The organism is Sphaerisporangium flaviroseum (assembly GCF_039537005.1).
GTDB classification, from domain to species: Bacteria; Actinomycetota; Actinomycetes; order Streptosporangiales; family Streptosporangiaceae; genus Sphaerisporangium; species Sphaerisporangium flaviroseum.
Window position 1 is genome coordinate 693,226 of record NZ_BAAAZR010000002.1, and the last position, 20,795, is coordinate 714,020.

Sequence of the window (20,795 nt, forward strand, 5' to 3'; positions counted from 1 at the left end):
CGGCGGGGCCTACGACGGCAGCAGCGGCAGCAGCGCGTTGAGGCGGCCGGACGCGAACCCGGACAGATCCAGCGAACAGAATGTGAAGCCGGCGCCGCGGACGGCGGCGTCGACCCGCTCGCGCAGCTCACCGACGCGGGGGATCTCGGCCCGGGGCACCTCCACCCGGGCGAGCGTGCCACCGGCGTGGGCGCGCACCCGGCACACCGGGAAGCCCAGATCGCGCAGTGCCGCCTCCGCGGCCTCCACCCTACGCAGGACCTCGGGGGTGACCGGGTCTCCGTAGCTCACCCGCGAGGCCAGGCACGGCGCGGCGGGCTTGTCGGCGGTGGCCAGGCCCAGCTCCCGGCTGGCCGCGCGGACGCCGGCCTTCGTCAACCCGGCGTCCACCAGCGGCGCGATGGCCCCGTGCTCGGCCGCCGCCCGCTGTCCGGGCCGGTGGTCGCCGAGGTCGTCGAGGTTGGTGCCGAGCGCGACGCGGGCGCCCATCGCGGCCGCCAGCGGCGCCAGCGCGTCGAACAGTGCCGACTTGCAGTGGTAGCAGCGGTCGGCGCCGTTGGCGGTGTACTCGGGCCGGTCGGCTTCGTCCGTGCACACTTCGATGTGGGCCAGGCCGTGCTGTCGCGCGAACGCGCGGGCCGCGGCCCGTTCGGAGGCGGCCAGGCTGGGGGAGACCGCGGTCACGGCGAGCGCCCGCGCGCCGAGCACCCGGGCGGCGGCGAAGGCCAGCAGCGCGGAGTCGGCGCCGCCGGAGTAGGCGACGACGACGGCGTTCTCCAGGCGCAGCCGGGCCGTCAGGCGCGCCATGCCGTCGCCCACCGCGGCGTCGGCCGGTTTCGCCGAAGCGGGGTGATCAGTCATCGACGGCACCGCCGAAGGTGGGCGAGCCGGTGAGGCTCTCTTCCACGCCGAGGACATGCAGGGCGGCGTGAAGGCGGGCCCGCTCGGGGTCCCGTGCCAGCAGAGCCCGATGGATGGCCCAGTGTTCCCGCAGGGTGCGCTGGAGCGCCTCGGGGTCGGTCATGCCGCGCCAGATCCTGGCCCGTACGGTGCGGCCGGACATGTTCTGGATCACCGCGGCGAGCACGGCGTTGCCGCAGTGGGAGGTGATCAGCGAGTGGAAGTCCTCGTCGAGGGCGACCAGTTTCCCGTGGTCGATCTCGCTCTCGGCGACGAGACGCTCGGCCTCGTCGAGCAGCTCGCCCAGCCGCACGAGGTCGGCGTCGGGGATGCGCGTGGCCGCCATCGCCGTCGCCTCCGGTTCCAGGATCCTGCGCACGTGCAGGAACTGCCCGGCCCCTGCGGCCACGTGGATGTCGGCGGCGAAGCCCATCCCGTCCAGCAGCAGGTCGGGGGAGAGGCTGGTGACGTAGGTGCCGTCGCCCTGCCGCGTCTGCAGGACCCGCATGGCGATCAGCGCCCGGACGGCCTCGCGCAGAGTGTTGCGGGCGACGCCGAGCCGTTCGGCGAGGTCCTTCTCGACGGGGAGTTTCTGTCCCGGGCGCAGCTTCCCATCGATGATCATCTGTTTGATCGTGTCGATCGCGCCCTCGATGACGCCCATCTCAGCCTCCCCAGCGGTGCCCATCAGGGTAGCGGTAGGCGGCCACGGAACCGGGGCGCATGCGGGCGCTGTAGCCGGGTGACTCCGGCAACAGGTAGCGGCCCCGCTCGACACGCACGGGGTCGGTGAAGTGCTCATGCAGATGGTCCACGTATTCGAGGACGCGTCCTTCGAGGCTGCCGCTCACGCAGACGTAGTCGACGATCGCCATGTGCTGGACCAGTTCGCACAGGCCCACGCCCCCGCCGTGCGGGCACACCGGCACTCCGAACCTGGCCGCCATCAGCAGGACCGGGACGATCTCGTTGACCGAGGCCAGGCGGCAGGAGTCGATCTGGCAGTAGTCGATCGCCCCCGCCTGCAAGAGCTGCTTGAACATGACGCGGTTGTGGCAGTGCTCGCCGGTGGCCACTCCGACGGGCGCGACCGCCTTGCGGATGGCGGCGTGACCGAGGATGTCGTCGGGGCTGGTCGGCTCCTCGATCCACAGGGGCTCATACGGCGCGAGCCGGTTCACCCACTCGATGGCCTGAGGCACGTCCCACACCTGGTTGGCGTCGATCATGAGCGTGCGGTCGCCCATCTCCTCACGGGCGATCGACAGCCGGCGGATGTCGTCCTCGACCCTCGCGCCGACCTTGAGCTTGACGTGGGTCCAGCCGTCGGCGAGGGCCTCACGGCACAGGCGGCGGAGCTTGTCGTCGTCGTAGCCCAGCCAACCGGGGGAGGTGGTGTAAGCGGGGTACCCGTTTTCGGTGAGTTCGGCTATCCGCTCCTCGCGTGTGGGAGCGAGTGCGGCCAGCATCTCGACGGCCTCGGCGGGGGTGAGCACGTCGGACAGATAGCGGAAGTCGCAGGCGGCGACCAGTTCCTCGGGCGACATGTCCACGATGAGGCGCCACAGCGGCTTGCCCGCCCGGCGCGCCGCAAGGTCCCAGGCGGCGTTCAGCACCGCCGCGGCGGACAGGTGGACCACGCCCTTCTCCGGGCCCAGCCAGCGCATCTGGCTGTCGGCCATGATGTCGCGGTACAGACCACCGAGGTCGGCCGCCACCTCGTCCACATCGCAGCCCACCAGGCGTTTCGCGATCTGCTCGGCCGCGGCCACGCACAGGTCGGTGCCCCGGCCGATCGTGAACGTCAGGCCGTATCCCGCCAGATCGCGGTCGTCGGTCTCCAGCACGACGTACGCCGCCGAGTAGTCACCGTCGGGGTTCATCGCGTCCGAGCCGTCGAGCGTGGCGGACGTCGGGAACCTGATGTCGATCACGTTCACGGAGGTGATCGTCGACATGGGAGACTCCAATTGACCCGATGAATATGCTTCGAACAGTAAGGTCCTGCGAGCAAGAGGTCAAGGTGACCGAGAATATTATTGGAAAGATCTTATATTAACCCGATGAATCTGACAGGCTCGCCACAACACATGCTCGTGAGAACCAGCGGAGAAGGCAGACCATGAAGCTGATGCGTGTGGGTCCACCGGGCCGGGAGCGGCCCTGCGTCATGGGTCCCGACGGACGGGTGCTGGAGCTGTCGTCACTGACGACGGACATCGACGGCGCGTTCCTCGAGGGAGGAGGCGTCGAGCGGGTACGGTCCGCCCTGGCGGACGGCCTGCTCTCCGAGGCCGGACCGTACGAGCGGGTCGGCGCGCCGGTGGCCAGACCAGGGAAGATCGTCTGCATCGGGCTGAACTACTCCGACCACGCCGAGGAGACCGGAGCCCCGAGCCCTCCCGAGCCGGTCGTCTTCATGAAAGCGCCCAACACGCTCGTCGGCCCCGACGACGAGGTCCTGGTGCCGCGCCGCAGCGTGAAGACCGACTACGAGGTCGAGCTGGCGGTGGTCCTGGGCCGTACGGCCCGCTACCTGTCCTCGCCGGAGCAGGCGGCGGACGTGATCGCCGGATACGCGATCGGCCGCCAGTGCCAGCGGATAGGACAGGCATGAGCGAGCCGGCGGGCGTGCGGGGGGAGTTCGACGGCCTGGTCGCCGTGGTCACCGGGGGCGCCTCGGGCATCGGCAAGGCGGTCGCGGAGGAGCTGGCCACGCGGGGCGCCCAGGTCGGGGTGCTGGACCTCAAGGACACCGAATTCGTGTGCGACGTCACCGACGACGACTCCGTACGGCGGGCGGTCACGGCCGTGGCGGAGCGGTTCGGCCGGATCGACGTGCTGGTGAACAACGCGGGCATCGGCGCGCAGGGCACGGTCGCCGGAAATGACGACGCCGAATGGCTCCGCGTGTTCGACGTCAACGTGGTCGGCATCGCCCGCGTGACCCGGGCGGCGCTGCCGTACCTGCGCCGGTCGCCGCACGCGGCGGTCGTCAACACCTGCTCGATCGCCGCCACCGCCGGGCTGCCGCAACGGGCGCTGTACTCGGCGTCCAAGGGCGCGGTGCTCGCGCTGACCCGCGCGATGGCGGCCGACCACATCCGGGAGGGCATACGCGTCAACTGCGTCACCCCCGGTACGGTCGACACCCCCTGGGTGAGGCGGCTGCTGGACACGGCCCCCGATCCGGATGCCGAGCGGGCGGCGCTGTGTGCCCGGCAGCCGCACGGCCGGCTGGTGACCGCGCAGGAGGTCGCCTGCGCCGTCGCCTACCTGGCCGGCCCCGCCAGTGGCTCCACGGTCGGGATCGAGCTGCCCGTGGACGGCGGCATGGCCGGGCTGCGCCTGAGACCCGTGACCCCGTGACGGCCGGCTCCGAGCCGGCCGCGACGCTGTGGGAGGAACCGGACCATGCGCGTTGACCTGGCCTACGGCACAAACGGGCTCGTCGTGGACCTCCCGGACGACCGGACCACGGTGATCACGCCGGTCGACCGGCCGGCCGTCGCGGACGAGGCCGCCGAGCTGCGGCGTGCCCTGCGCGACCCCGTCGCGGGGCCGCCGCTACGCGAGCGCGTGCGCCCGGGGCAGACGGTCGCCATTTCCGCCTGTGACGGCACCAGGCCGCAGCCGAGGCACCTCATGATCCCGGCGATCCTCGACGAGCTGGACGGCGTGGTCGGCCTGGACGACATCGTGATCCTGGTCGCCACCGGCACGCATCGCGGCAACACTGTCGCCGAGCTGCGCGCCATGTTCGGAGACCAGGTCGTGGACGCCGTGCGGATCGTCAACCACGACGCGCGCGACGCCTCGTCGCTGCGCTGGGCGGGCCGGTACGGCAAGGATGTCCCGGTGTGGCTCAACCGCGAGTGGCTCGACGCGGACGTGCGGATCACGACCGGTTTCGTGGAGCCGCACTTCTTCGCCGGTTTCTCCGGCGGTCCGAAGCTCGTGGCGCCCGGGCTCGCGGCCCTGGAGACCGTGCTCACCCTGCATGACGCGGCCCGTATCGGTGATCCGCGGGCCACCTGGGGAGTCATCGAGGGCAATCCGGTCCACGACGACGTCCGGGCCATCGCCGCCGCGACCGGCGTCACCTTCGCCCTCGACGTCATGCTGAACCGCCGGCAGAGGATCGTGCGGGCGTTCGGCGGCGACCTGCTCCCGATGCACGCTGCGGCCACGGCCGCCGTCCGGGCGACGGCGATGCGGCCGGTCGCCGGGCCGTTCGACGTGGTGGTGACCACCAATGCGGGCTTCCCGCTCGACCAGAATCTCTATCAGTCGGTGAAGGGCATGAGTGCCGCCGCGCAGGTGGTAAGGCCCGGGGGAACCATCGTCTGCGCCGCCGAGTGCCGGGACGGCTTCCCCGACCATGGCTCCTACCGGGAGGTGCTCACCTCCGCCGCATCACCGGAGGCGCTGTTCGAGGAGATCTCCCGCCGCACCGTCACCGTGCCCGACCAGTGGCAGGTGCAGCTCCAGGCTCGCATCCAGCGCGCCGCCCGCGTGATCATGTACACCTCCGGCCTCGGCGACGCCGAGCTGGCCGCCGCCCACCTGGAGCGGACGCACGACGTCGCCGCCACCGTCGCGGCCCTCCCCGGGCAGGTGTGCGTGCTGCCGGAGGGCCCCATGACCGTCCCCTACCTCGCTCAGGAGTAGCCGTGCTTCGCCATCCCCTGACCCATCCGCCGCTGACGGCCGCCGGCCGCATCGTCCCGGCATGAGCGGGTCGCTCGACCTCGGGTACGCGCGGGTCGACCTCGACCGGGAGGCCCGCCAAGGGCTGCCGGAGATCGTCTACGGCCCGGGTAAGCGGGTGACCGAAATCGTCGGAATCGTCACCGCCCTGCTCGACCGGAACACCGGGCCCGTCCTGGTGACGCGCGTCGAATCCGAGGCGGCCGCGGCGGTGCTCGCGTCCGTCCCCGCCGGCCGGTACGAGCCGGCCGCCCGGCTGCTGGTCTGGCGCGAGGCCCGCTCGGCCGGGCACACCGTGGCAGTGGTCACCGCGGGCACCGCGGACGGTCCGGTGGCCGCCGAGGCCGCCGCCGTCGCGTCCGCTCTCGGCCTGCGCGCGACGGTCGTGCGGGACGTGGGGGTGGCGGGGCTGCATCGGGTGCTGGCCGCCGCCCCTGACCTGCGCGCGGCAGACAGCGTGATCGTGATCGCCGGTATGGAGGGGGCGCTGGCCAGCGTGGTCGGTGGTCTCGTCGAGACGCCGGTGATCGCGGTACCCACCTCCACCGGCTACGGCGCGGCGCTGGAGGGAGTGACGGCCCTGCTGGCGATGCTCACTTCCTGCGCGGCCGGGATCACCGTGGTGAACATCGACTCCGGATTCGGCGCCGCACTCGCGGCCTACCGCCTCACGAGGAGGCCGGGGTGATCCTCCACCTGAATCCGTTCAGCGGTCTGGCCGGGGACATGCTGCTCGGAGCGTTGCTGGACGCGGGGGCCTCCCTGGACGCCGTCCGGCGCGCTGTCGCCCTCACCGGCCTGACCGGATGGCGGGTGGACGCCGAGGAGGTTCGCACCGGCCCGCTGGTCGCCGTCCGTGTCCGGGTCGACGTCGAGGACGATGCCACGGAGCGCTCCGCGTCGGAGCTGCTGGCGATGGCGGCCCGGACCGGGCTGCCGGTCGCCGAGGCGGCGCTCACCGCGATCGCCGAGGCAGAAGGCAGGCTGCACGGCGTTCCGCCCGCCGACGTGCACCTGCACGAGCTGGGCGGGCACGACACGCTGATCGACATCGTCGGCTGTGCGGCGGCGCTTCACGACCTTGGTGTGACGCACGTTCACAGCGCGCCGCTGCCGCTCGGCTCGGGCACCGTGCACACCCGTCACGGTCTGCTGCCTGTGCCCGCTCCCGCCACGCTCGCCCTGCTCGGGGGGGCGATCGTACGGGACGGGGCGGTGGGGGAGGCGGTGACCCCGACCGGGGCCGCCCTGCTCCGTGCCGCCGGCACGACCTACGGCGCGGCGCCGGAGATGACGCTGCGTGCCACAGGGTACGGTGCCGGCACCCGGGAGATACCGGACCGCCCGAACGTGGTCGTGGCCATGCTCGGGCAGCCCACGGCCGAGGCCACCCGGCAGGTGGTCCTCTCGACCAACCTGGACGACGTGACCGGCGAGGTTCTCGGGCACGTCATCGAGCGGGCCCTGGACGCGGGCGCCGCCGACGCCTGGGTCACGCCCGCGGTCATGAAGAAGGGTCGCCCCGCCCATGTCCTGCACGTGCTCACCTCTCCCGAGGTGGCCGGCCGCCTGCAGGAGCTGGTCCTCGCCGAGACGGGCAGCCTGGGGCTGCGGCGAGGCGTGGTCGAGAAGGTCGTGCTGCCCCGGCACTTCGAGACCGTGCGCCTGTACGGCCAGGACGTGCGGATGAAGCGGGGACCGTGGGGTGTCAAGCCCGAGCACGACGACCTGGTGAGGCTGGCCGCGGTCACCGGCAGACCGTTGAGGCAACTCGCACGAGAGGCTTTGGAGGCACTGTGACCGAAATCGACGAGGATCTATCTCGGCGGCCGCAGGCCTGGTTGGAGTCCCTGGCAGGGAGGGCGTGCCTGGAACCGTGGGCCGGCCGGACCCGTCCGCCCGTGCCGGACGAGTGGCGTCCCGCGACGGCACCGGCGGGCTCGTCGGACGGGCGGACGGGAGCATGCGGGATGAAAAGACGATGTGCGGCGGCCGGGGGACGGGCCTCGGTACGCGCGCGATCGGACCAGGGCCTCGCGACCGACCCGCGGGAGGAGGTGCCGAAGCGCTGACATCGACATGGGATGTCTTTCTACGGCCTGCTCCGATATTTGTCCAGACCCACTCGGCAGTATTCGCCTCAATCAGGGTAGACAAGGGGGAGTCGCGGAGCTTGATCCTGAGGGCCCTCCGGGGTGAGAGGTGCTTGACATCCCATGTCTGTGCTGAAATTTTCAGATCAGACGCTTCGCCCCCCTCTCATTTTCCGTTCAGAGGAAGCCCTTCTCGTCCGCCGTCCACGCCGAAACCCCTGGTGTAGGGCCATGGCCCGCGACGCTGAGCCAGAGATCCGATGTATGGCCCGAAAGATGGCCTACCGGCGGCCTTGACTCCCGGAAACCTGCACTTAACATCGGGTGGCTGAGACCGAGATCAGCGCGATCACCGCTCTTCGGGATGGAGAAGCGACATGTCTGACTTTTCGCGTAGGCAGCTGTTCAGGTTCGGTGCGGCGGGAGCCGGTGCCGCGTTGCTGCCGTTCCAGTGGACGGCGGTGGCGCGGGCCGCGTCGGTGGTGCCGGCCCAGGTGCTGGCGGCGAACGATCTGGCGTTGTGGTACGACGAGGGCGCCGGCACCGACTGGCTGCGGGCGCTCCCGATCGGCAACGGGCGGCTGGGTGCCATGGTGTTCGGCAACGTCGATGTGGAGCGACTGCAGCTCAACGAGGACACCGTCTGGGCGGGCGGGCCCTATGACCAGAGCAACACCCGGGGCGCGGGGGCGCTGGCGCAGATCCGGCAGCTGGTGTTCCAGAACCAGTGGAGCCAGGCCCAGACCCTGATCGACCAGAACATGCTGGGCAGCCCCGCGGGCCAGCTGGCCTACCAGACCGTCGGCAACCTGCGGCTCGCCTTCGGCGCCGGCGGCGGCGGGGTGTCGGAGCACAACCGCCTCCTGGACCTGACCACCGCCACCACCGCGACGACGTACCTGCAGAACGGTGTGCGGTACCGGCGTGAGACGTTCGCCAGCGCGCCCGACCAGGTCATCGCGATCCGGCTGACCGCCGACCGGGCCGGCTCGATCACGTTCTCCGCGACGTTCGACAGCCCCCAGCGCACCACCCGCACCAGCCCCGACAGCACCACCATCGGCCTGGACGGCGTCTCGGGCGACATGGAGGGGAAGACCGGCTCGGTCCGGTTCCTCGCACTGGCCCGGGTCCTCGCCGACGGCGGCACCGTCAGCAGCTCCGGCGGCACGCTGCAGGTACGGGGCGCCAACAGCGTGACGGTGCTGATCTCCATCGGCTCCAGTTACGTCAGCTACCAGAACGTCGGCGGCGACTACCAGGGCATCGCCCGCAATCACCTCAACGCCGCCGCCGGCAGGACCTATGACGACCTGCGCTCCCGGCACGTGGCCGACTACCAGCGGCTGTTCGGCCGCACGACGCTCGACCTCGGCCGTACGTCCGCCGCCGACCAGCCGACCGACGTGCGCATCGCGCAGCACAACAGCACCAACGACCCGCAGTTCTCGGTGCTGCTGTTCCAGTTCGGCCGGTACCTGCTGATCTCCTCCTCGCGACCGGGCACCCAGCCGGCGAACCTGCAGGGCATCTGGAACGACTCGCTGGCCCCGTCGTGGGACTCGAAGTACACCATCAACGCCAACCTGCCGATGAACTACTGGCCGGCCGACACGACGAACCTGTCGGAGTGCTTCGACCCGGTGTTCAAGATGATCGGCGACCTCACCGTCACCGGCGCCCGCACGGCGCGGGTGCAGTACAACGCGGGCGGCTGGGTCACCCACCACAACACCGACGCCTGGCGGGCCTCGTCGGTCGTCGACGGCGCGCTCTGGGGCATGTGGCAGACCGGTGGCGCGTGGCTGTCCACGCTGATCTGGGACCACTACCAGTTCACCGGCGACCTGGCGTTCCTGCAGACGTACTACCCCGCGATGAAGGGCGCCGCGCAGTTCTTCCTCGACACCCTGGTGAACGAACCCAGCCTCGGGTACCTGGTCACCAACCCGTCCAACTCTCCCGAACTGCCGCACCACTCAGGCGTCAGCGTGTGCGCCGGCCCCACGATGGACAACCAGATCCTGCGTGACCTGTTCAACGCCTGCGCCCAGGCCAGTCAGGTACTCGGCACCGACACCGACTTCCGCACCCGGGTGCTGGCGGCCCGGGACCGGCTCGCGCCGATGAAGGTCGGCTCGCGCGGCAACATCCAGGAGTGGCTGTACGACTGGGTGGAGACCGAGCAGAACCACCGGCACGTCTCACACCTGTACGGCCTGCACCCCAGCAACCAGATCACCAAGCGCGGCACCCCAGCGCTGTACACCGCCGCGCGGCGGACCCTGGAGCTGCGGGGTGACGACGGCACCGGCTGGTCGCTCGCCTGGAAGATCAACTACTGGGCGCGGATGGAGGAGGGCGCCCGGGCGCACACCCTGATCCGCCTGCTGGTGTCGACGGCTCGGCTCGCGCCGAACATGTTCGACCTGCACCCCCCGTTCCAGATCGACGGCAACTTCGGCGCCACCTCCGGCATCGCCGAGATGCTGCTGCAGAGCCACAACGGCGAACTGCACGTGCTGCCCGCACTGCCCTCGGCCTGGCCCAGCGGCAAGGTCCAGGGCCTGCGCGGCCGCGGCGGCTACACCGTGGACACCACCTGGAGCTCCGGCGTGGCCGGCGAGATCCTCGTCAAGTTCGACCGCGCAGGCACGGTGAACGTGCGCAACCGGATCTTCACCGGAACCTACGAGGTCGTGGACACCTCGACCGGCGCCGCCGTCACCGTCACCAAACCGGAGTCCGACGTCATCAGGCTCACCGGTGAGGCCGGGCGCACATACCGCCTGACCGGCCAGCCGAGCGGTCCGGGTCCGTCGAGCTACGTCCGCGTCGCCAACGTCACCACCGGCCTGGTGCTGGACAGCGGCGGCAACGTCGCCTCCGGGTCCAACGTCAAGCAGTGGAACTACGACGGCAACAGCAACCTCCAGTGGCAGCTCGTCGACCTCGGCAGCGGCTGGTACCGCATCGTCAACCGTACCAACGGCATGGTCATCGACAGCTGGGGCAACACCGCCAACGGCGCCAACGCCCGGCAGGCCGCCTGGAGCAACGGCAACAACCAGCAATGGCGCCTCAACAGCATGGGCAACGGCCGCTACCAGATCATCAACCGTGGCACCGGCACCGCCCTCGACGGCATGGGCAACGCCACCGCCGGCTCCACCGTGGCCATGTGGGCACCCAACACCAGCACCAACAACCAGTGGACCATCACAGGCGTCTGACGCCCTGCGGTCACCGGGGACGCGCGGGCCCGGTCGTCCCGCGCAGCGAGATGGCCGGGGCGAGCAGGAGGCTGAGGTGCGGGGTGGCGGGATCGGCGATGCGCTGGATGAGCAGCTCGACGGCGCGGGCGCCGAGCTCGTCGGCGGGTACGTCGGCGGCGGTGAGGGGCGGGTGCAGGTTCTCGGCCCAATGCTGGGCGGCGACACCGGCGATGGAGAAGTCCCTGGGCACGGCCAGGCCCGCCTGCGCGAGCGCGCGGTACACGCCGGGCATGGCCGCCTCGTTTATGGTGGCGATGGCGGTCAGCCCAGGGTGCTCACCGAGGAGCGCTTCGACGCAGGCCACCCCCGACTGGGCGTCGTCGGCGCAGCACCTCTGCACGCTGTCCAGCCCGCGTTCCGCGACGGCGCGCGCGAAACCGGTCTGGGCCCGGTGGCCGGGGCCGTACCCCGCGGCCACCAGCTCGGCGGAGCGATTGACCAGGGCGATGCGGCGATGGCCCAGATCGGCCAGGTGGTGCACGCACTTGGAGATCAGCGTCTCGTAGTCGATGTCCACCCAGGACATCTCCTCTGGGTGATTGGTGTGGCCGATACCGACGAACGGCAATCCGGTCTGCCGCAGGCGGGCGACGCGGTCGTCCTCCAGCCGGATCTCCATCAGAACGACGCCGTCCACGCGTTTCCCGCCGACCATGCGCTCGAACGAGCGGTCGTGCTCGCCGCCTGACGGCGACAACAGCACGTCCAGGTCGGCGCGGCCGGCGGCGTCGACGACGCTGGCCACGAAGCCGAGCTGCATGTCGGTCAGGCGCCGGCCGGCCGGCGGGATCACCAGGCCGATGGTGCGAGTCCTGCCCTCCTTGAGGGCCCTGGCCGAGGCGTTGGGGCGGTACCCCAGTTCGTCGATCACCGCCTGGATGCGCTGCTGGGTCACCTTCGACACCCGGCGCTTGCCACTCAAAGCATAGGAAACCGTGCTGCGCGACACACCCGACCGCCGGGCGATCTCCCCGATGTTCACCTGGCGCTCCTCGTCTCGTCGTACCGACACGCGCCATCGTAAGTCGAATCGTTCGCATGCCGGAACCGGGACGGCTCCAGGGTGTTCTCTTCGACCCCCATTGACTAGTGGTATGGGCGGGCCTATCTTCGGTCGAACCGATTCGATATCGGGGGAGAAACAGCCGCGTCATGCGCAGCGGAGGTCACGAACATGGGATCAGCGGCAACGAACCGGCGTGCTGTCGGCCTGGGTTTGGCGGTACTGACCGCCCTGGGCTGTCTGGCCGCGTGCTCATCGTCGTCCGGCGGGGCACCGGCGGGCACGAGCCAAGCCGCTGGTGGCGGAAACCACACCATCTGGGACCCCTACCCCCAGTACGACGGCGACTCCGCATGGGTCAAGCTGCTCAGGGCGTGCGGCACCCAGGCGGGCGTCACGGTCGAGCGCACCGCGTACGACACCAGCGACCTGACGAACAAGGCGCTGCTGGCGGCGCAGCAGGGCAACGCCCCCGACGTGCTCATCGTCGACAACCCGGTGGTGTCCACCCTGGCGGAGGCCGGGGTCCTCACCACGACGCAGGAGAACAAGCTCGACACCTCGGCCATCGCGCCGAACCTGCTGGCCGCGGGGCAGAGCCAGGGCAAGGCGTACGGCGTCCCGATCGGCGCCAACACCCTGGCCCTCTACTACAACAAGGAAGTACTCAAGAAGGCCGATGTGGACATCGCGTCGGTCAAGGACTGGACGTCGCTGACCGAGGCTCTGCAGAAGGTGAAGGCATCCGGCGACAAGGGCATCACGTTCTCCGCGATCGGCACGGAGGAGGGCAGCTTCCAGTTCCTGCCCTGGTTCTGGGGATCGGGCGCCCAGCTGACCAAGCTCGACTCCCCCGAGGGGGTCGCGGCGGTGACGCTGTGGACGGACTGGCTGAAGAAGGGATACGCCCCGAACTCGGTCATCAACAACACCCAGACCACGAGCTGGCAGGAGTTCGCCGGCGGCGACTACGCCTTCGCCGAGAACGGCACCTGGCAGCTGGCCAACGCCGAGAAGGCCGGCTTCGGCTACGGCATCATCCCGATCCCCGGCAAGGACGGCGGAACGGCGCCGGCGCCGACGGGCGGCGAGTTCGTCAGCATCCCCGTGCAGAAGGACACCGCCCGCTACGCGACCTCGCAGAAGCTGGTCAGCTGCCTGACCAACACCGGCAACTCGCTCACCACGACGACCACCCTGTCGTACGTCGCGCCCACCGAGCAGGTGCAGTCCGAGCAGGTGGCGCGGAACCCGGACCTGAAGGTGTGGGTCGAGGCGGTGAAGGCCGCCAAGGGCCGGACCAGCGACGACCTCGGCACCAAGTATCCGAAGATCTCCGAGCCGATGTGGGGTGCGGTACAGGCGGCACTGAGCGGATCGGCGAGCCCGCGACAGGCGATGGCCGACGCGCAGACCGCCGCGGCGAGTGCCACCCAGTAGGCACCCGGAGGACACGGGCATGAATCGAGTCATACAGACGCAGCCCCCTCCCGTCGCCAGGCCCGTTCTGGCGGCGGGAGGGGGCCGCCGGGCGGTACGGCGCCCATGGTCCGCTCAGTGGACGGGGTGGGCCTTCCTGGCGCCGGTGGTCGTCTACCTGCTGGTGTTCTACGCCTACCCGTTGTACCGCAACGTCGAACTGAGCCTGCGCGACTACACGGTGCGCTCCTTCGTCCAGGGGGACGCGCCCTTCATCGCGTTCGCCAACTACGCCAAGATCCTCGGCGACCCGACGTTCGGGCCCGCGCTGTGGCACACGGTGGTGTTCACACTGGTGTCACTGACCTTCCAGTTCACCATCGGTCTCGCCCTGGCCATGTTCTTCCTCAAGAACTTCCGGCTGTCGGCCACATTGCGAGCACTGTTCCTGGTGCCGTGGCTGCTCCCGCTGATCGTGTCGTCCTCCACGTGGTCGTGGATGCTCAACAGCGACTCCGGTGTCGTCAACGCCTTCCTCGCCGTGTTCGGCGCCGGCCCCGTGCACTGGCTGACCTCGCCGGACTGGTCGCTGTGGTCGGTGATCATCGCCAACATCTGGATCGGCATCCCGTTCAACCTGGTGGTGCTCTATTCCGGTCTCCAGGCCATCGACCCTGTCATCTACGAGGCGGCGGAGCTGGACGGAGCCACCGGCTGGCAGCGGTTCTGGAGGGTGACCTTCCCGCTGCTCCGCCCGGTGTCGGCGGTCACGCTGCTGCTCGGCCTGGTCTACACGCTGAAGGTGTTCGACATCGTCTGGATAATGACGAGGGGTGGGCCCAGCGGTTCCTCCACCACGTTCGCCACCTGGTCGTACCGGCTGGGCTTCGGCAACCTCCTGCCGGCGTTCGGGCCCGGCGCGGCGGTCGGCAACCTGCTGATCGTGATGGCTCTGGTCTTCGGGTTGATCTACATCCGCGCGCAGCGAAGGCGGACCCTCTCATGAGCACCCCTCGCAAGTGGTGGAAGACCGTGATCGGGCTGGTGCTCACCGGCGTGATGCTGTTCCCGGTCTACTGGATGATCAACGTGTCCTTCACCCGCGACCAGGACATGCGCAGGAGCCCGCCCTCCTGGTTCCCCGTGAACGGCACCCTGGAGGGATACCGGGCGGTTCTCGACCAGCAGTGGCCCTACCTGGGCACCAGCGTGGTCGTGGGCCTGGGCACGGTGGCCCTGACCTTGCTGGTCGCGACGCCCGCCGCCTACTCGCTGGCGAAGCTGAGACCGCGCGGCGGCGGGGTGCTGGGCTTGGTCCTGCTGATCGCTCAGATGATCCCCGGGATCATCATGGCCATGGGCTTCTACGCCATCTTCCTCAACGTCGGCGTGCTCAACACGGTCCCCGGACTGATCGTCGCCGACTCCACGCTGGCGGTGCCGTTCGCGGTACTGATTCTCACCGCGTTCATGTCCGGGATCCCCGACGAGCTGATCCAGGCCGCCCGGGTGGACGGCGCCGGAACGTTGCGGACCTTCTGGTCCATCGTCGTGCCGGTCAGCCGGAACTCCATCATCACGGTGTCGCTGTTCGCGTTCCTGTGGGCCTGGTCGGACTTCGTCTTCGCCAGCACGCTCGACGGCGGAGGCCCTCTCCAGCCGATCACTCTGGGCATCTACCACTACATCGGCAACAACAACCAGCAGTGGAACGCCATCATGGCCACCGCCGTGGTCGCCTCCATCCCCACCGCCGTCCTGCTCGTCATCACCCAGCGTTACGTCGCCGCCGGTGTCACCGCGGGAGCGGTGAAGAACTGAGCGGCCCTCCGCACGACAGAAGGGACCCTTACTTCATGACCGTCGCCGCAGGCCCGGTTTTCTCCTCGCAGGAGATCCCGTTCAGCTACCGCGGATCCTGGTTCGACTTGTCCCCGGTGATCGCGGAGAAGACCTACGTGGAGGATCTCCATCTGGTCTCGCACCAGACCGGGATGCATCCGATCCTGCGGCTGATCCCCACCGTGGGGGGCGCGCGCGCCGAGACGGTCGTCACCGCCACCCCGCACCGGCTCACCTGGAGCTGCGACGCCGGCCGGATCGACCTCGCCTACGAGAGCCCGGACACCGTGCGCGTGCGCGGTCAGGGCCTCGGCCTGCGCCTGCTGGCGGCCGAGGCGGTGCTCACGCCGTTCCGCGGCCCGTACTTCTACCAGGACCCCGGTGACGGCGCGTGGGTCTTCACCGTGTACCAGACCGGGCGCCGCTACCGTGTCACCCTCCTCGCGGGGCGGGTCGCCGGGCAACCGGGCACGGAGGCGCTCGGTACGGCCGAGCGTGGCGTCGTGCTACCCGGCGGCGAGCGGTGGGAGATCGCCATCGAGGAGTACGAAACCGCACGCGCCCCCTATCGGAGCGGAAAGGGCTTCGAGCACGTGGTCACGGCCGCGCGGTCGGAGTTCGAGACGTTCCGCGACGCGGTGGCGCCGTGGCGCGGCGACCGGACGCCCGCCGCCGAGCTGGCCGCCTACGTGCTCTGGTCGGCCACGGTCCGGCCTGCCGGGTTCGTCACCCGGCCCGCGGTGCTGATGTCGAAGCACTGGATGGACAAGGTGTGGAGCTGGGACCACTGCTTCAACGCCATCGCTCTCGCGCAAGGGCTGCCTGACCTGGCGTGGGACCAGTACCGGCTGGTGTTCGACCACCAGGACCCCGCCGGCGCGCTGCCCGACTCCGTCACGCACTCCGAGATCCTCTACAACTTCGTCAAACCGCCCATCCACGGCTGGGCCCTGCGGCATCTGGACCCGTCGCACGGACGCGAGCCGGCCGAGGTCTACAGCCGGCTGGAGCGGTGGACGTCCTTCTGGCTGACCTGCCGGCGCGTGCCCGGTCACGAACTCGCCCACTACCAGCACGGCAACGACAGCGGCTGGGACAACGCCACCACCTTCGACCCTGGGCGCGTCGTCGAGACCGCCGACCTGGCGGCCTTCCTCATCCTCCAGATGCGCGAGCTCGCTCGTCTGGCCGACGGACTCGCCCGGCCCGCGGACTCGGCGCGCTGGTCGCAGGCGGCCGACCGCATGCGCGACGCGCTGCTCGCCGAGCTGTGGACCGGTGACCGGTTCGTCGCCCGGGGCGCGCATTCGGGACGCACCTGGTCCAGTTCCAGCCTGCTCGACCTGATGCCGATCGTGCTGGGGGAGGAACTGCCCGAAGCCGTCCGCGCGTCGCTGGCGGGCGGCATCGAGACACATCTGACGGCGTTCGGGCTCGCCACGGAGCTGACCACGTCCCCGCACTACCAGGACGACGGGTACTGGCGCGGGCCCATCTGGGCGCCCTCCACCGTCCTGATCGAGGACGGCCTTCGCCGTGCCGGATACACGGAGCCGGCCGACGAGATCAGCGCACGCTTCCGCGCCCTGTGCGAGAAGTCGGGGTTCGCGGAGAACTTCGACGCCCGCAGCGGCGCCGGCCTCCGCGACCGCGCCTACACCTGGACGGCCAGCGCGTATCTCATCCTCGCCGCCGCCCACGAGCGCCGGGAAGGGAGGGTGACGGCGCTTTCCCCCTGAGAGGCGAGGTGGCCTTCCCACAGTCGAATCGATTCGGACGAGGAACGGCGATGGCCCGGCGGCGAGAAGGATCTCGCCGCCGGGCTTCTCGCGGCCATCGCCGCCTAGGAGGCCGGCGCGACCAGGGCCGCACAGAGTTCAGCTGCGCAGGGTCCATCGCTGGTTGGCCTGTCCGTTGCAGGACCAGAGGATGAGTTTGGTGCCGTTGGCGGTGCCGGCGGCGTTGGCGTCGATGCATAGGCCGGATTGCACGCCGGTGATGGTGCCGTTGGAGTTGACGTTCCACTGCTGGTTGGTCTGGCCGTTGCAGTCCCAGATGATGACCTGGGTGCCGTTGGTGGTGCCCTGCCCGTAGGCGTCCAGGCACTTGTTGCCGTACACCTGTAGCTGCTTGCCGGAGGTGTAGGTGAACCGCTGGTTGGTGGCGCTGCCGCAGTCCCACAGTTGCACCTGGGTGCCGTTGGTGGTGCTGGAGTTCGGCACGTCGACGCATCGGCTGGACTGGCCGCCGACGATCTGGACGCCCTGCTGGGGGTTGCCGCCCGAGGGCGCGTAGCCGGCGGCGGTGATGTTGGCCTGTACGGCGTTCTCGGTGGCCTCCGACGGGTAGCCGGAGGTCATCACACCCTCGAAGAAGGTGCCGCGGCCTGAGACACTGTTGTCGCCGCCGATGCCGAGCAGGATGGCGCCTTCCTTCTTCATCGGGTGGTAGCCGTTGGGGCGCCGTCCGTCGAAGTAGTTCGTCAGGCCGCCCGACTGCGCGTTGCCGCCCCGGATCGCCCAGTGGTTCGGCTCGCCCTTGACCATGGCCGTGACGAAACGGTGGTTGATCGACGCGAGGTTGTTGTAGCCCGCGTTCACCCCGGAGAAGAGTCCCCACTCCAGGTCGGCCATGATCCAGGGACCGGCCCCGGCCCCGTAGCCCCATTGCTTGTTGGCGCCGAAGTAGACGGTCTCCATGATGGCGGGGGCGTCGGCCTGGCCATCGGTCTGCGCGTTGCCGTAGTCGAAGCAGCACCACTGGTTGTAGTGCGTGCCGTCGACGACGGCGTAGATGCCCTCGGGCTGGTCGCCGGTCGCGACGCCGTTGGTGTTGTTGTTGCGGTAACCGGTGCCCGGAGCGATGTAGACGCCGTACGCCTTCTGGCCGCCGATGGTGATCGGGGCCGCCTTCGCGTCGGCGAGGTTGTCCCATCCGCCGGGGGCGGGACCAGGCCAGTAGCCGGGGGGCGCCTGGGTGAGGCGGTTGTTGCGGCCGGACTGGTCGTAAAGGATGGTGATGACGCAGTTGGTGCCGGCGCAGAACGAGTCCTGGGTGGCGGCGCTGGCGACCCCGCCCGCGCTCAGCACGCCGATGTCGCGGGTGGTGTTGTCCGAGGCGCGGCGCACCTGGTACAGCGGGCCGTTGTAGGTGCCGTACAGCGCACGGGTCGTGCTGTGCGCCGCCACGCACGGCGTCCCGCCCGCGGCGTAGATGTCACACGGGCCGGTGGTGGCGGCCTGGGCGGTACCGCCGCCTACCAGGCAGGCGGCGGCGATCAACGCGCTCGTACCGGCCGCGAGCGCCCTTTTCAGGTTTCCGAGAGGCATGATGTGTCAGCTCCTGGTCCATTTCTGGCTGCTCGTACCGGTGCACGACCACAGCTGCACCTTGGTTCCGTTCCCGGTGCCGAAGTTGCTCGCCTCCATGCACAGGCCGGACTGCACACCGGTGATGGTGCCGTCGCCGTTGACGTTCCACTGCTGGTTGGTCTGGCCGTTGCAGTCCCAGATGATCACCTGGGTGCCGTTGGTGGTGCCCTGCCCGTTGGCGTCCAGGCACTTGTTGCCGTACACCTGCAGTTGCTTGGTGGAGGTCAGGGTCCACTGCTGGTTGTTGCCGGTGCCGCAGTCCCACAGCTGGAGCTGGGTGCCGTTGGTGGTGGTCGAGTTGGGGACGTCCAGGCACCGGCCGGCGTTGACGTTGCGCAACACCGACGTCGACCCGTTGCCGTTGCCGGGGCCGGAGGAGGGGGGCAGCAGCGTGATGGTGAAGGTGTCGTCGATGGCGGTGTGCGGCAGGTTGACCGTCGTGGCGTTGCCGGACAGGGTCACCACGGAGTTCTGGACGGTCACCGGGCCCGTGACGGCGCCGCCGCCGTTGTAGGGGATGCGCTCGGCGACGACCCTCACCTGGTTGTTCTCGACGATGCCGCTCGTGGTGTCCAGGCCCCGCAGGTTGACGGCGATGTTGCCGGTGGTGGTGCCGCCGCCGACCAGGATCTTGGCCGTCCCGGCCGCCTTGGTGGCGAACGCGTCGTAGGAGGAGCTGGGGGTGACGGACGCGATCTGGCCGGTCTGCGAGCCGTAGAAGCGGTAGGCCCACCATTCGCCCTTCGGCTGGTACTGGCCGGAGGAGTTGTGGACGAGCAGGTTGCCGAGGTCGTTGTGCAGGTTGTTTCCGCCTGCCCAGTTGGCGCGCAGGCCGTCGGCGCCGGCCCTTTCCAGGCGGGCGATGTACCAGGCGCCGTCCGCGGGGTTCTGCTCGTTGGACGCCCCGTACTCGTTGATCTGGTACGGACGCGGGTGCGGGATGCTCCGTGAGTTGAGCGTGGTGTTGGCCGCCGCCACGTTCGCCACCGGGTCGCCCGGCAAGGAGTGCCAGCTGATGATGTCGGGCACGACGTTGTTGGCCTTGACGTAGTCCAGGTACTGGTTCCAGAACGCGTGGGTGGTGGAGGGCACGCACGCGCAGCTCGGCCCGACGATGAGGTGCGACGGGAACGCGGCCCGGACGCGCTGGTAGGTGCGCCGCCACAGTTCGAAGTACTGGGACTGGGGGCGGTTCCAGAACAACGTGATGTTGGGCTCGTTCCACAGGTCCCACTGCACCGGGGCGCCCGTCGCCCGCACGTCGTTGATCAGGCGGGTGAGGAAGTTGTCGTAGTCGGTCCAGTTGCCGTTGTCGCCGGGGAAGCGTGAGATCGGGTAGCCGTCGGCGCCCCACAGGTCGTGGACGAGCAGGATGAACTCGCCGCCCAGCGCCCTGGTGCGCAGCAACTGGGCCCGGGTCGCGTTCCACCGGCGGTCGTACTTGCCCGAGACCCAGCCGCCCGGACTGTCGAGTTGCGCGCCTCCGGCGCGCATGTACCGGAACTTCACGTCGGTGAAGAAGTGGTCCGGCGGGCCCGACGCGTTCTCGGTCATGCCGTAGATCCATCCCGAGGCCCGGTAGCTGGGCGAGCCGCCCGCGACGGAGAAGTCGACGGCGATGGACTGGTCGGCCGCGGCGGCGGGCGAGGCGGCCGTCAGGATGGAGGCGGCGACGAACGCGCCGGCGGTGAGGAGTGCGGCAAGCCGGCGACGGTTTCCGCGCCGCGTGCCGGATGTGATGTCCACTCGTGACTCCTTGGACGGTGAGAGCGGGGGGCGTGTGGATCACAAGCGATGTGGCGCGCCGTACCTCGGCCCGGTGGGCGACCTCGCCCAGGTTCGTCGCGGAGTCCTCGCGACCTGGTCCGGGTGCCGTACACGCGGGTGAAGGGCTCGACGCAGGCGGCGGCGGTCTATCGGAAACTCATTGTCGAATCGATTCGCTCGAAGCTTAAGACCGGCTTTCGATACATGTCAATGGCAGGTGTTCCGGGAGTAAAGGGCGTGTTAAGTGCCCTGCCAGGGGGAGTTCCGGAGGTTCGGCTTCGCCGTCCAGATGAGAGACAACGGGTACTCGAATCGGTTCGGAAACCGAGCCGCGTCGTCGGCGGAGGCCCGGCCTGCGGCGTCCACCGCTGCCGGTGTGGCCGCCGGATCCGGCGGCCACACCGAGGTCCTGCCC

Annotated in this window: 16 protein-coding genes; 10 read left to right on the forward strand and 6 right to left on the reverse strand. The window is 69.9% G+C overall.

Annotated features, from left to right (window positions below; all coding sequences use genetic code 11):
* Nucleotides 1-9: 9 nt before the first annotated feature.
* Genes larE through ABD810_RS09295 form a run of 3 tightly spaced genes read right to left on the reverse strand, consistent with a single transcriptional unit; the run spans nucleotide 10 to nucleotide 2,858 of the window.
* Nucleotides 10-861, reverse strand: coding sequence for an ATP-dependent sacrificial sulfur transferase LarE (larE, locus tag ABD810_RS09285; RefSeq protein WP_344936802.1), 852 nt, complete (start codon nucleotides 859-861; stop codon nucleotides 10-12).
* Nucleotides 854-1,564: a FadR/GntR family transcriptional regulator gene (locus ABD810_RS09290; protein WP_344936804.1), complete on the reverse strand. Its 711-nt coding sequence runs from the start codon at nucleotides 1,562-1,564 to the stop codon at nucleotides 854-856. Before ABD810_RS09290 ends, larE begins: the two co-directional genes overlap by 8 nt.
* Nucleotide 1,565: 1 nt before the next feature.
* Nucleotides 1,566-2,858 (reverse strand): L-fuconate dehydratase, encoded by a 1,293-nt coding sequence (locus ABD810_RS09295; RefSeq protein WP_344936806.1) that lies wholly within the window; start codon nucleotides 2,856-2,858, stop codon nucleotides 1,566-1,568.
* 164 nt (nucleotides 2,859-3,022) lie between these two features.
* Between ABD810_RS09295 and ABD810_RS09300 the strand changes: the two genes are divergently transcribed.
* The 6 genes from ABD810_RS09300 to ABD810_RS09325 all read left to right on the forward strand — a co-directional run bounded on the left by ABD810_RS09300 (nucleotide 3,023) and on the right by ABD810_RS09325 (nucleotide 10,936).
* On the forward strand, nucleotides 3,023-3,517 hold the full coding sequence (locus tag ABD810_RS09300; protein ID WP_344936808.1) for a fumarylacetoacetate hydrolase family protein: 495 nt from the start codon (nucleotides 3,023-3,025) through the stop codon (nucleotides 3,515-3,517).
* On the forward strand, nucleotides 3,514-4,269 hold the full coding sequence (locus ABD810_RS09305; RefSeq protein ID WP_344936810.1) for an SDR family NAD(P)-dependent oxidoreductase: 756 nt from the start codon (nucleotides 3,514-3,516) through the stop codon (nucleotides 4,267-4,269). The genes ABD810_RS09300 and ABD810_RS09305 overlap by 4 nt, the downstream gene beginning before the upstream one ends.
* Nucleotides 4,270-4,314: 45 nt before the next feature.
* Nucleotides 4,315-5,571 carry a nickel-dependent lactate racemase gene (gene larA / locus ABD810_RS09310; RefSeq protein ID WP_344936813.1) on the forward strand — a complete coding sequence of 419 codons (1,257 nt, stop codon included), beginning with the start codon at nucleotides 4,315-4,317 and terminating at the stop codon, nucleotides 5,569-5,571.
* A gap of 61 nt (nucleotides 5,572-5,632) precedes the next feature.
* The gene (gene larB / locus ABD810_RS09315) at nucleotides 5,633-6,298 is read left to right on the forward strand and encodes a nickel pincer cofactor biosynthesis protein LarB (RefSeq protein WP_344936815.1); all 666 of its coding nucleotides are present in this window, start codon (nucleotides 5,633-5,635) and stop codon (nucleotides 6,296-6,298) included.
* Nucleotides 6,295-7,410 carry a nickel pincer cofactor biosynthesis protein LarC gene (gene larC, locus ABD810_RS09320; protein WP_344936818.1) on the forward strand — a complete coding sequence of 372 codons (1,116 nt, stop codon included), beginning with the start codon at nucleotides 6,295-6,297 and terminating at the stop codon, nucleotides 7,408-7,410. The genes larB and larC overlap by 4 nt, the downstream gene beginning before the upstream one ends.
* A gap of 670 nt (nucleotides 7,411-8,080) precedes the next feature.
* Nucleotides 8,081-10,936, forward strand: coding sequence for a glycosyl hydrolase family 95 catalytic domain-containing protein (locus ABD810_RS09325; protein ID WP_344936821.1), 2,856 nt, complete (start codon nucleotides 8,081-8,083; stop codon nucleotides 10,934-10,936).
* Nucleotides 10,937-10,946: 10 nt separating this feature from the next.
* On the opposite strand, the gene ABD810_RS09330 is transcribed toward ABD810_RS09325, so the two are convergent.
* Nucleotides 10,947-11,990: a LacI family DNA-binding transcriptional regulator gene (locus ABD810_RS09330; protein ID WP_344936823.1), complete on the reverse strand. Its 1,044-nt coding sequence runs from the start codon at nucleotides 11,988-11,990 to the stop codon at nucleotides 10,947-10,949.
* Nucleotides 11,991-12,152: 162 nt separating this feature from the next.
* Between ABD810_RS09330 and ABD810_RS09335 the strand changes: the two genes are divergently transcribed.
* The 4 genes from ABD810_RS09335 to ABD810_RS09350 are packed head-to-tail and all read left to right on the forward strand — an operon-like array spanning nucleotide 12,153 to nucleotide 16,981.
* The gene (locus ABD810_RS09335; protein WP_344936825.1) at nucleotides 12,153-13,421 is read left to right on the forward strand and encodes a sugar ABC transporter substrate-binding protein; all 1,269 of its coding nucleotides are present in this window, start codon (nucleotides 12,153-12,155) and stop codon (nucleotides 13,419-13,421) included.
* A 19-nt stretch (nucleotides 13,422-13,440) separates the two neighbouring features.
* The gene (locus ABD810_RS09340) at nucleotides 13,441-14,406 is read left to right on the forward strand and encodes a carbohydrate ABC transporter permease (protein WP_344936828.1); all 966 of its coding nucleotides are present in this window, start codon (nucleotides 13,441-13,443) and stop codon (nucleotides 14,404-14,406) included.
* Nucleotides 14,403-15,221, forward strand: coding sequence for a carbohydrate ABC transporter permease (locus ABD810_RS09345; RefSeq protein ID WP_344936831.1), 819 nt, complete (start codon nucleotides 14,403-14,405; stop codon nucleotides 15,219-15,221). Before ABD810_RS09340 ends, ABD810_RS09345 begins: the two co-directional genes overlap by 4 nt.
* Before the next feature lie 35 nt (nucleotides 15,222-15,256).
* Complete coding sequence (locus tag ABD810_RS09350) at nucleotides 15,257-16,981, forward strand: amylo-alpha-1,6-glucosidase (protein WP_344936834.1); 1,725 nt, start codon at nucleotides 15,257-15,259, stop codon at nucleotides 16,979-16,981.
* A gap of 138 nt (nucleotides 16,982-17,119) precedes the next feature.
* Here the strand turns inward: ABD810_RS09350 and ABD810_RS09355 are convergent, their stop codons facing one another.
* Together ABD810_RS09355 and ABD810_RS09360 are read right to left on the reverse strand one after the other, a co-directional pair.
* Nucleotides 17,120-18,571 carry an arabinofuranosidase catalytic domain-containing protein gene (locus tag ABD810_RS09355; RefSeq protein ID WP_344936836.1) on the reverse strand — a complete coding sequence of 484 codons (1,452 nt, stop codon included), beginning with the start codon at nucleotides 18,569-18,571 and terminating at the stop codon, nucleotides 17,120-17,122.
* A gap of 6 nt (nucleotides 18,572-18,577) precedes the next feature.
* Nucleotides 18,578-20,359: an RICIN domain-containing protein gene (locus ABD810_RS09360; protein WP_344936839.1), complete on the reverse strand. Its 1,782-nt coding sequence runs from the start codon at nucleotides 20,357-20,359 to the stop codon at nucleotides 18,578-18,580.
* Between the last annotated feature and the right edge of the window lie 436 nt (nucleotides 20,360-20,795).

What these genes read in the sequence shown, in the direction of transcription:
- larE (WP_344936802.1), bottom strand. Translation starts at nt 861, where the DNA reads ATGACTGATCACCCCGCTTCGGCGAAACCGGCCGACGCCGCGGTGGGC.
- ABD810_RS09290 (WP_344936804.1), bottom strand. Translation starts at nt 1,564, where the DNA reads ATGGGCGTCATCGAGGGCGCGATCGACACGATCAAACAGATGATCATC.
- ABD810_RS09295 (WP_344936806.1), bottom strand. Translation starts at nt 2,858, where the DNA reads ATGTCGACGATCACCTCCGTGAACGTGATCGACATCAGGTTCCCGACG.
- ABD810_RS09300 (WP_344936808.1), top strand. Translation starts at nt 3,023, where the DNA reads ATGAAGCTGATGCGTGTGGGTCCACCGGGCCGGGAGCGGCCCTGCGTC.
- ABD810_RS09305 (WP_344936810.1), top strand. Translation starts at nt 3,514, where the DNA reads ATGAGCGAGCCGGCGGGCGTGCGGGGGGAGTTCGACGGCCTGGTCGCC.
- larA (WP_344936813.1), top strand. Translation starts at nt 4,315, where the DNA reads ATGCGCGTTGACCTGGCCTACGGCACAAACGGGCTCGTCGTGGACCTC.
- larB (WP_344936815.1), top strand. Translation starts at nt 5,633, where the DNA reads ATGAGCGGGTCGCTCGACCTCGGGTACGCGCGGGTCGACCTCGACCGG.
- ABD810_RS09325 (WP_344936821.1), top strand. Translation starts at nt 8,081, where the DNA reads ATGTCTGACTTTTCGCGTAGGCAGCTGTTCAGGTTCGGTGCGGCGGGA.
- ABD810_RS09335 (WP_344936825.1), top strand. Translation starts at nt 12,153, where the DNA reads ATGGGATCAGCGGCAACGAACCGGCGTGCTGTCGGCCTGGGTTTGGCG.
- ABD810_RS09340 (WP_344936828.1), top strand. Translation starts at nt 13,441, where the DNA reads ATGAATCGAGTCATACAGACGCAGCCCCCTCCCGTCGCCAGGCCCGTT.
- ABD810_RS09345 (WP_344936831.1), top strand. Translation starts at nt 14,403, where the DNA reads ATGAGCACCCCTCGCAAGTGGTGGAAGACCGTGATCGGGCTGGTGCTC.
- ABD810_RS09350 (WP_344936834.1), top strand. Translation starts at nt 15,257, where the DNA reads ATGACCGTCGCCGCAGGCCCGGTTTTCTCCTCGCAGGAGATCCCGTTC.
- ABD810_RS09355 (WP_344936836.1), bottom strand. Translation starts at nt 18,571, where the DNA reads ATGCCTCTCGGAAACCTGAAAAGGGCGCTCGCGGCCGGTACGAGCGCG.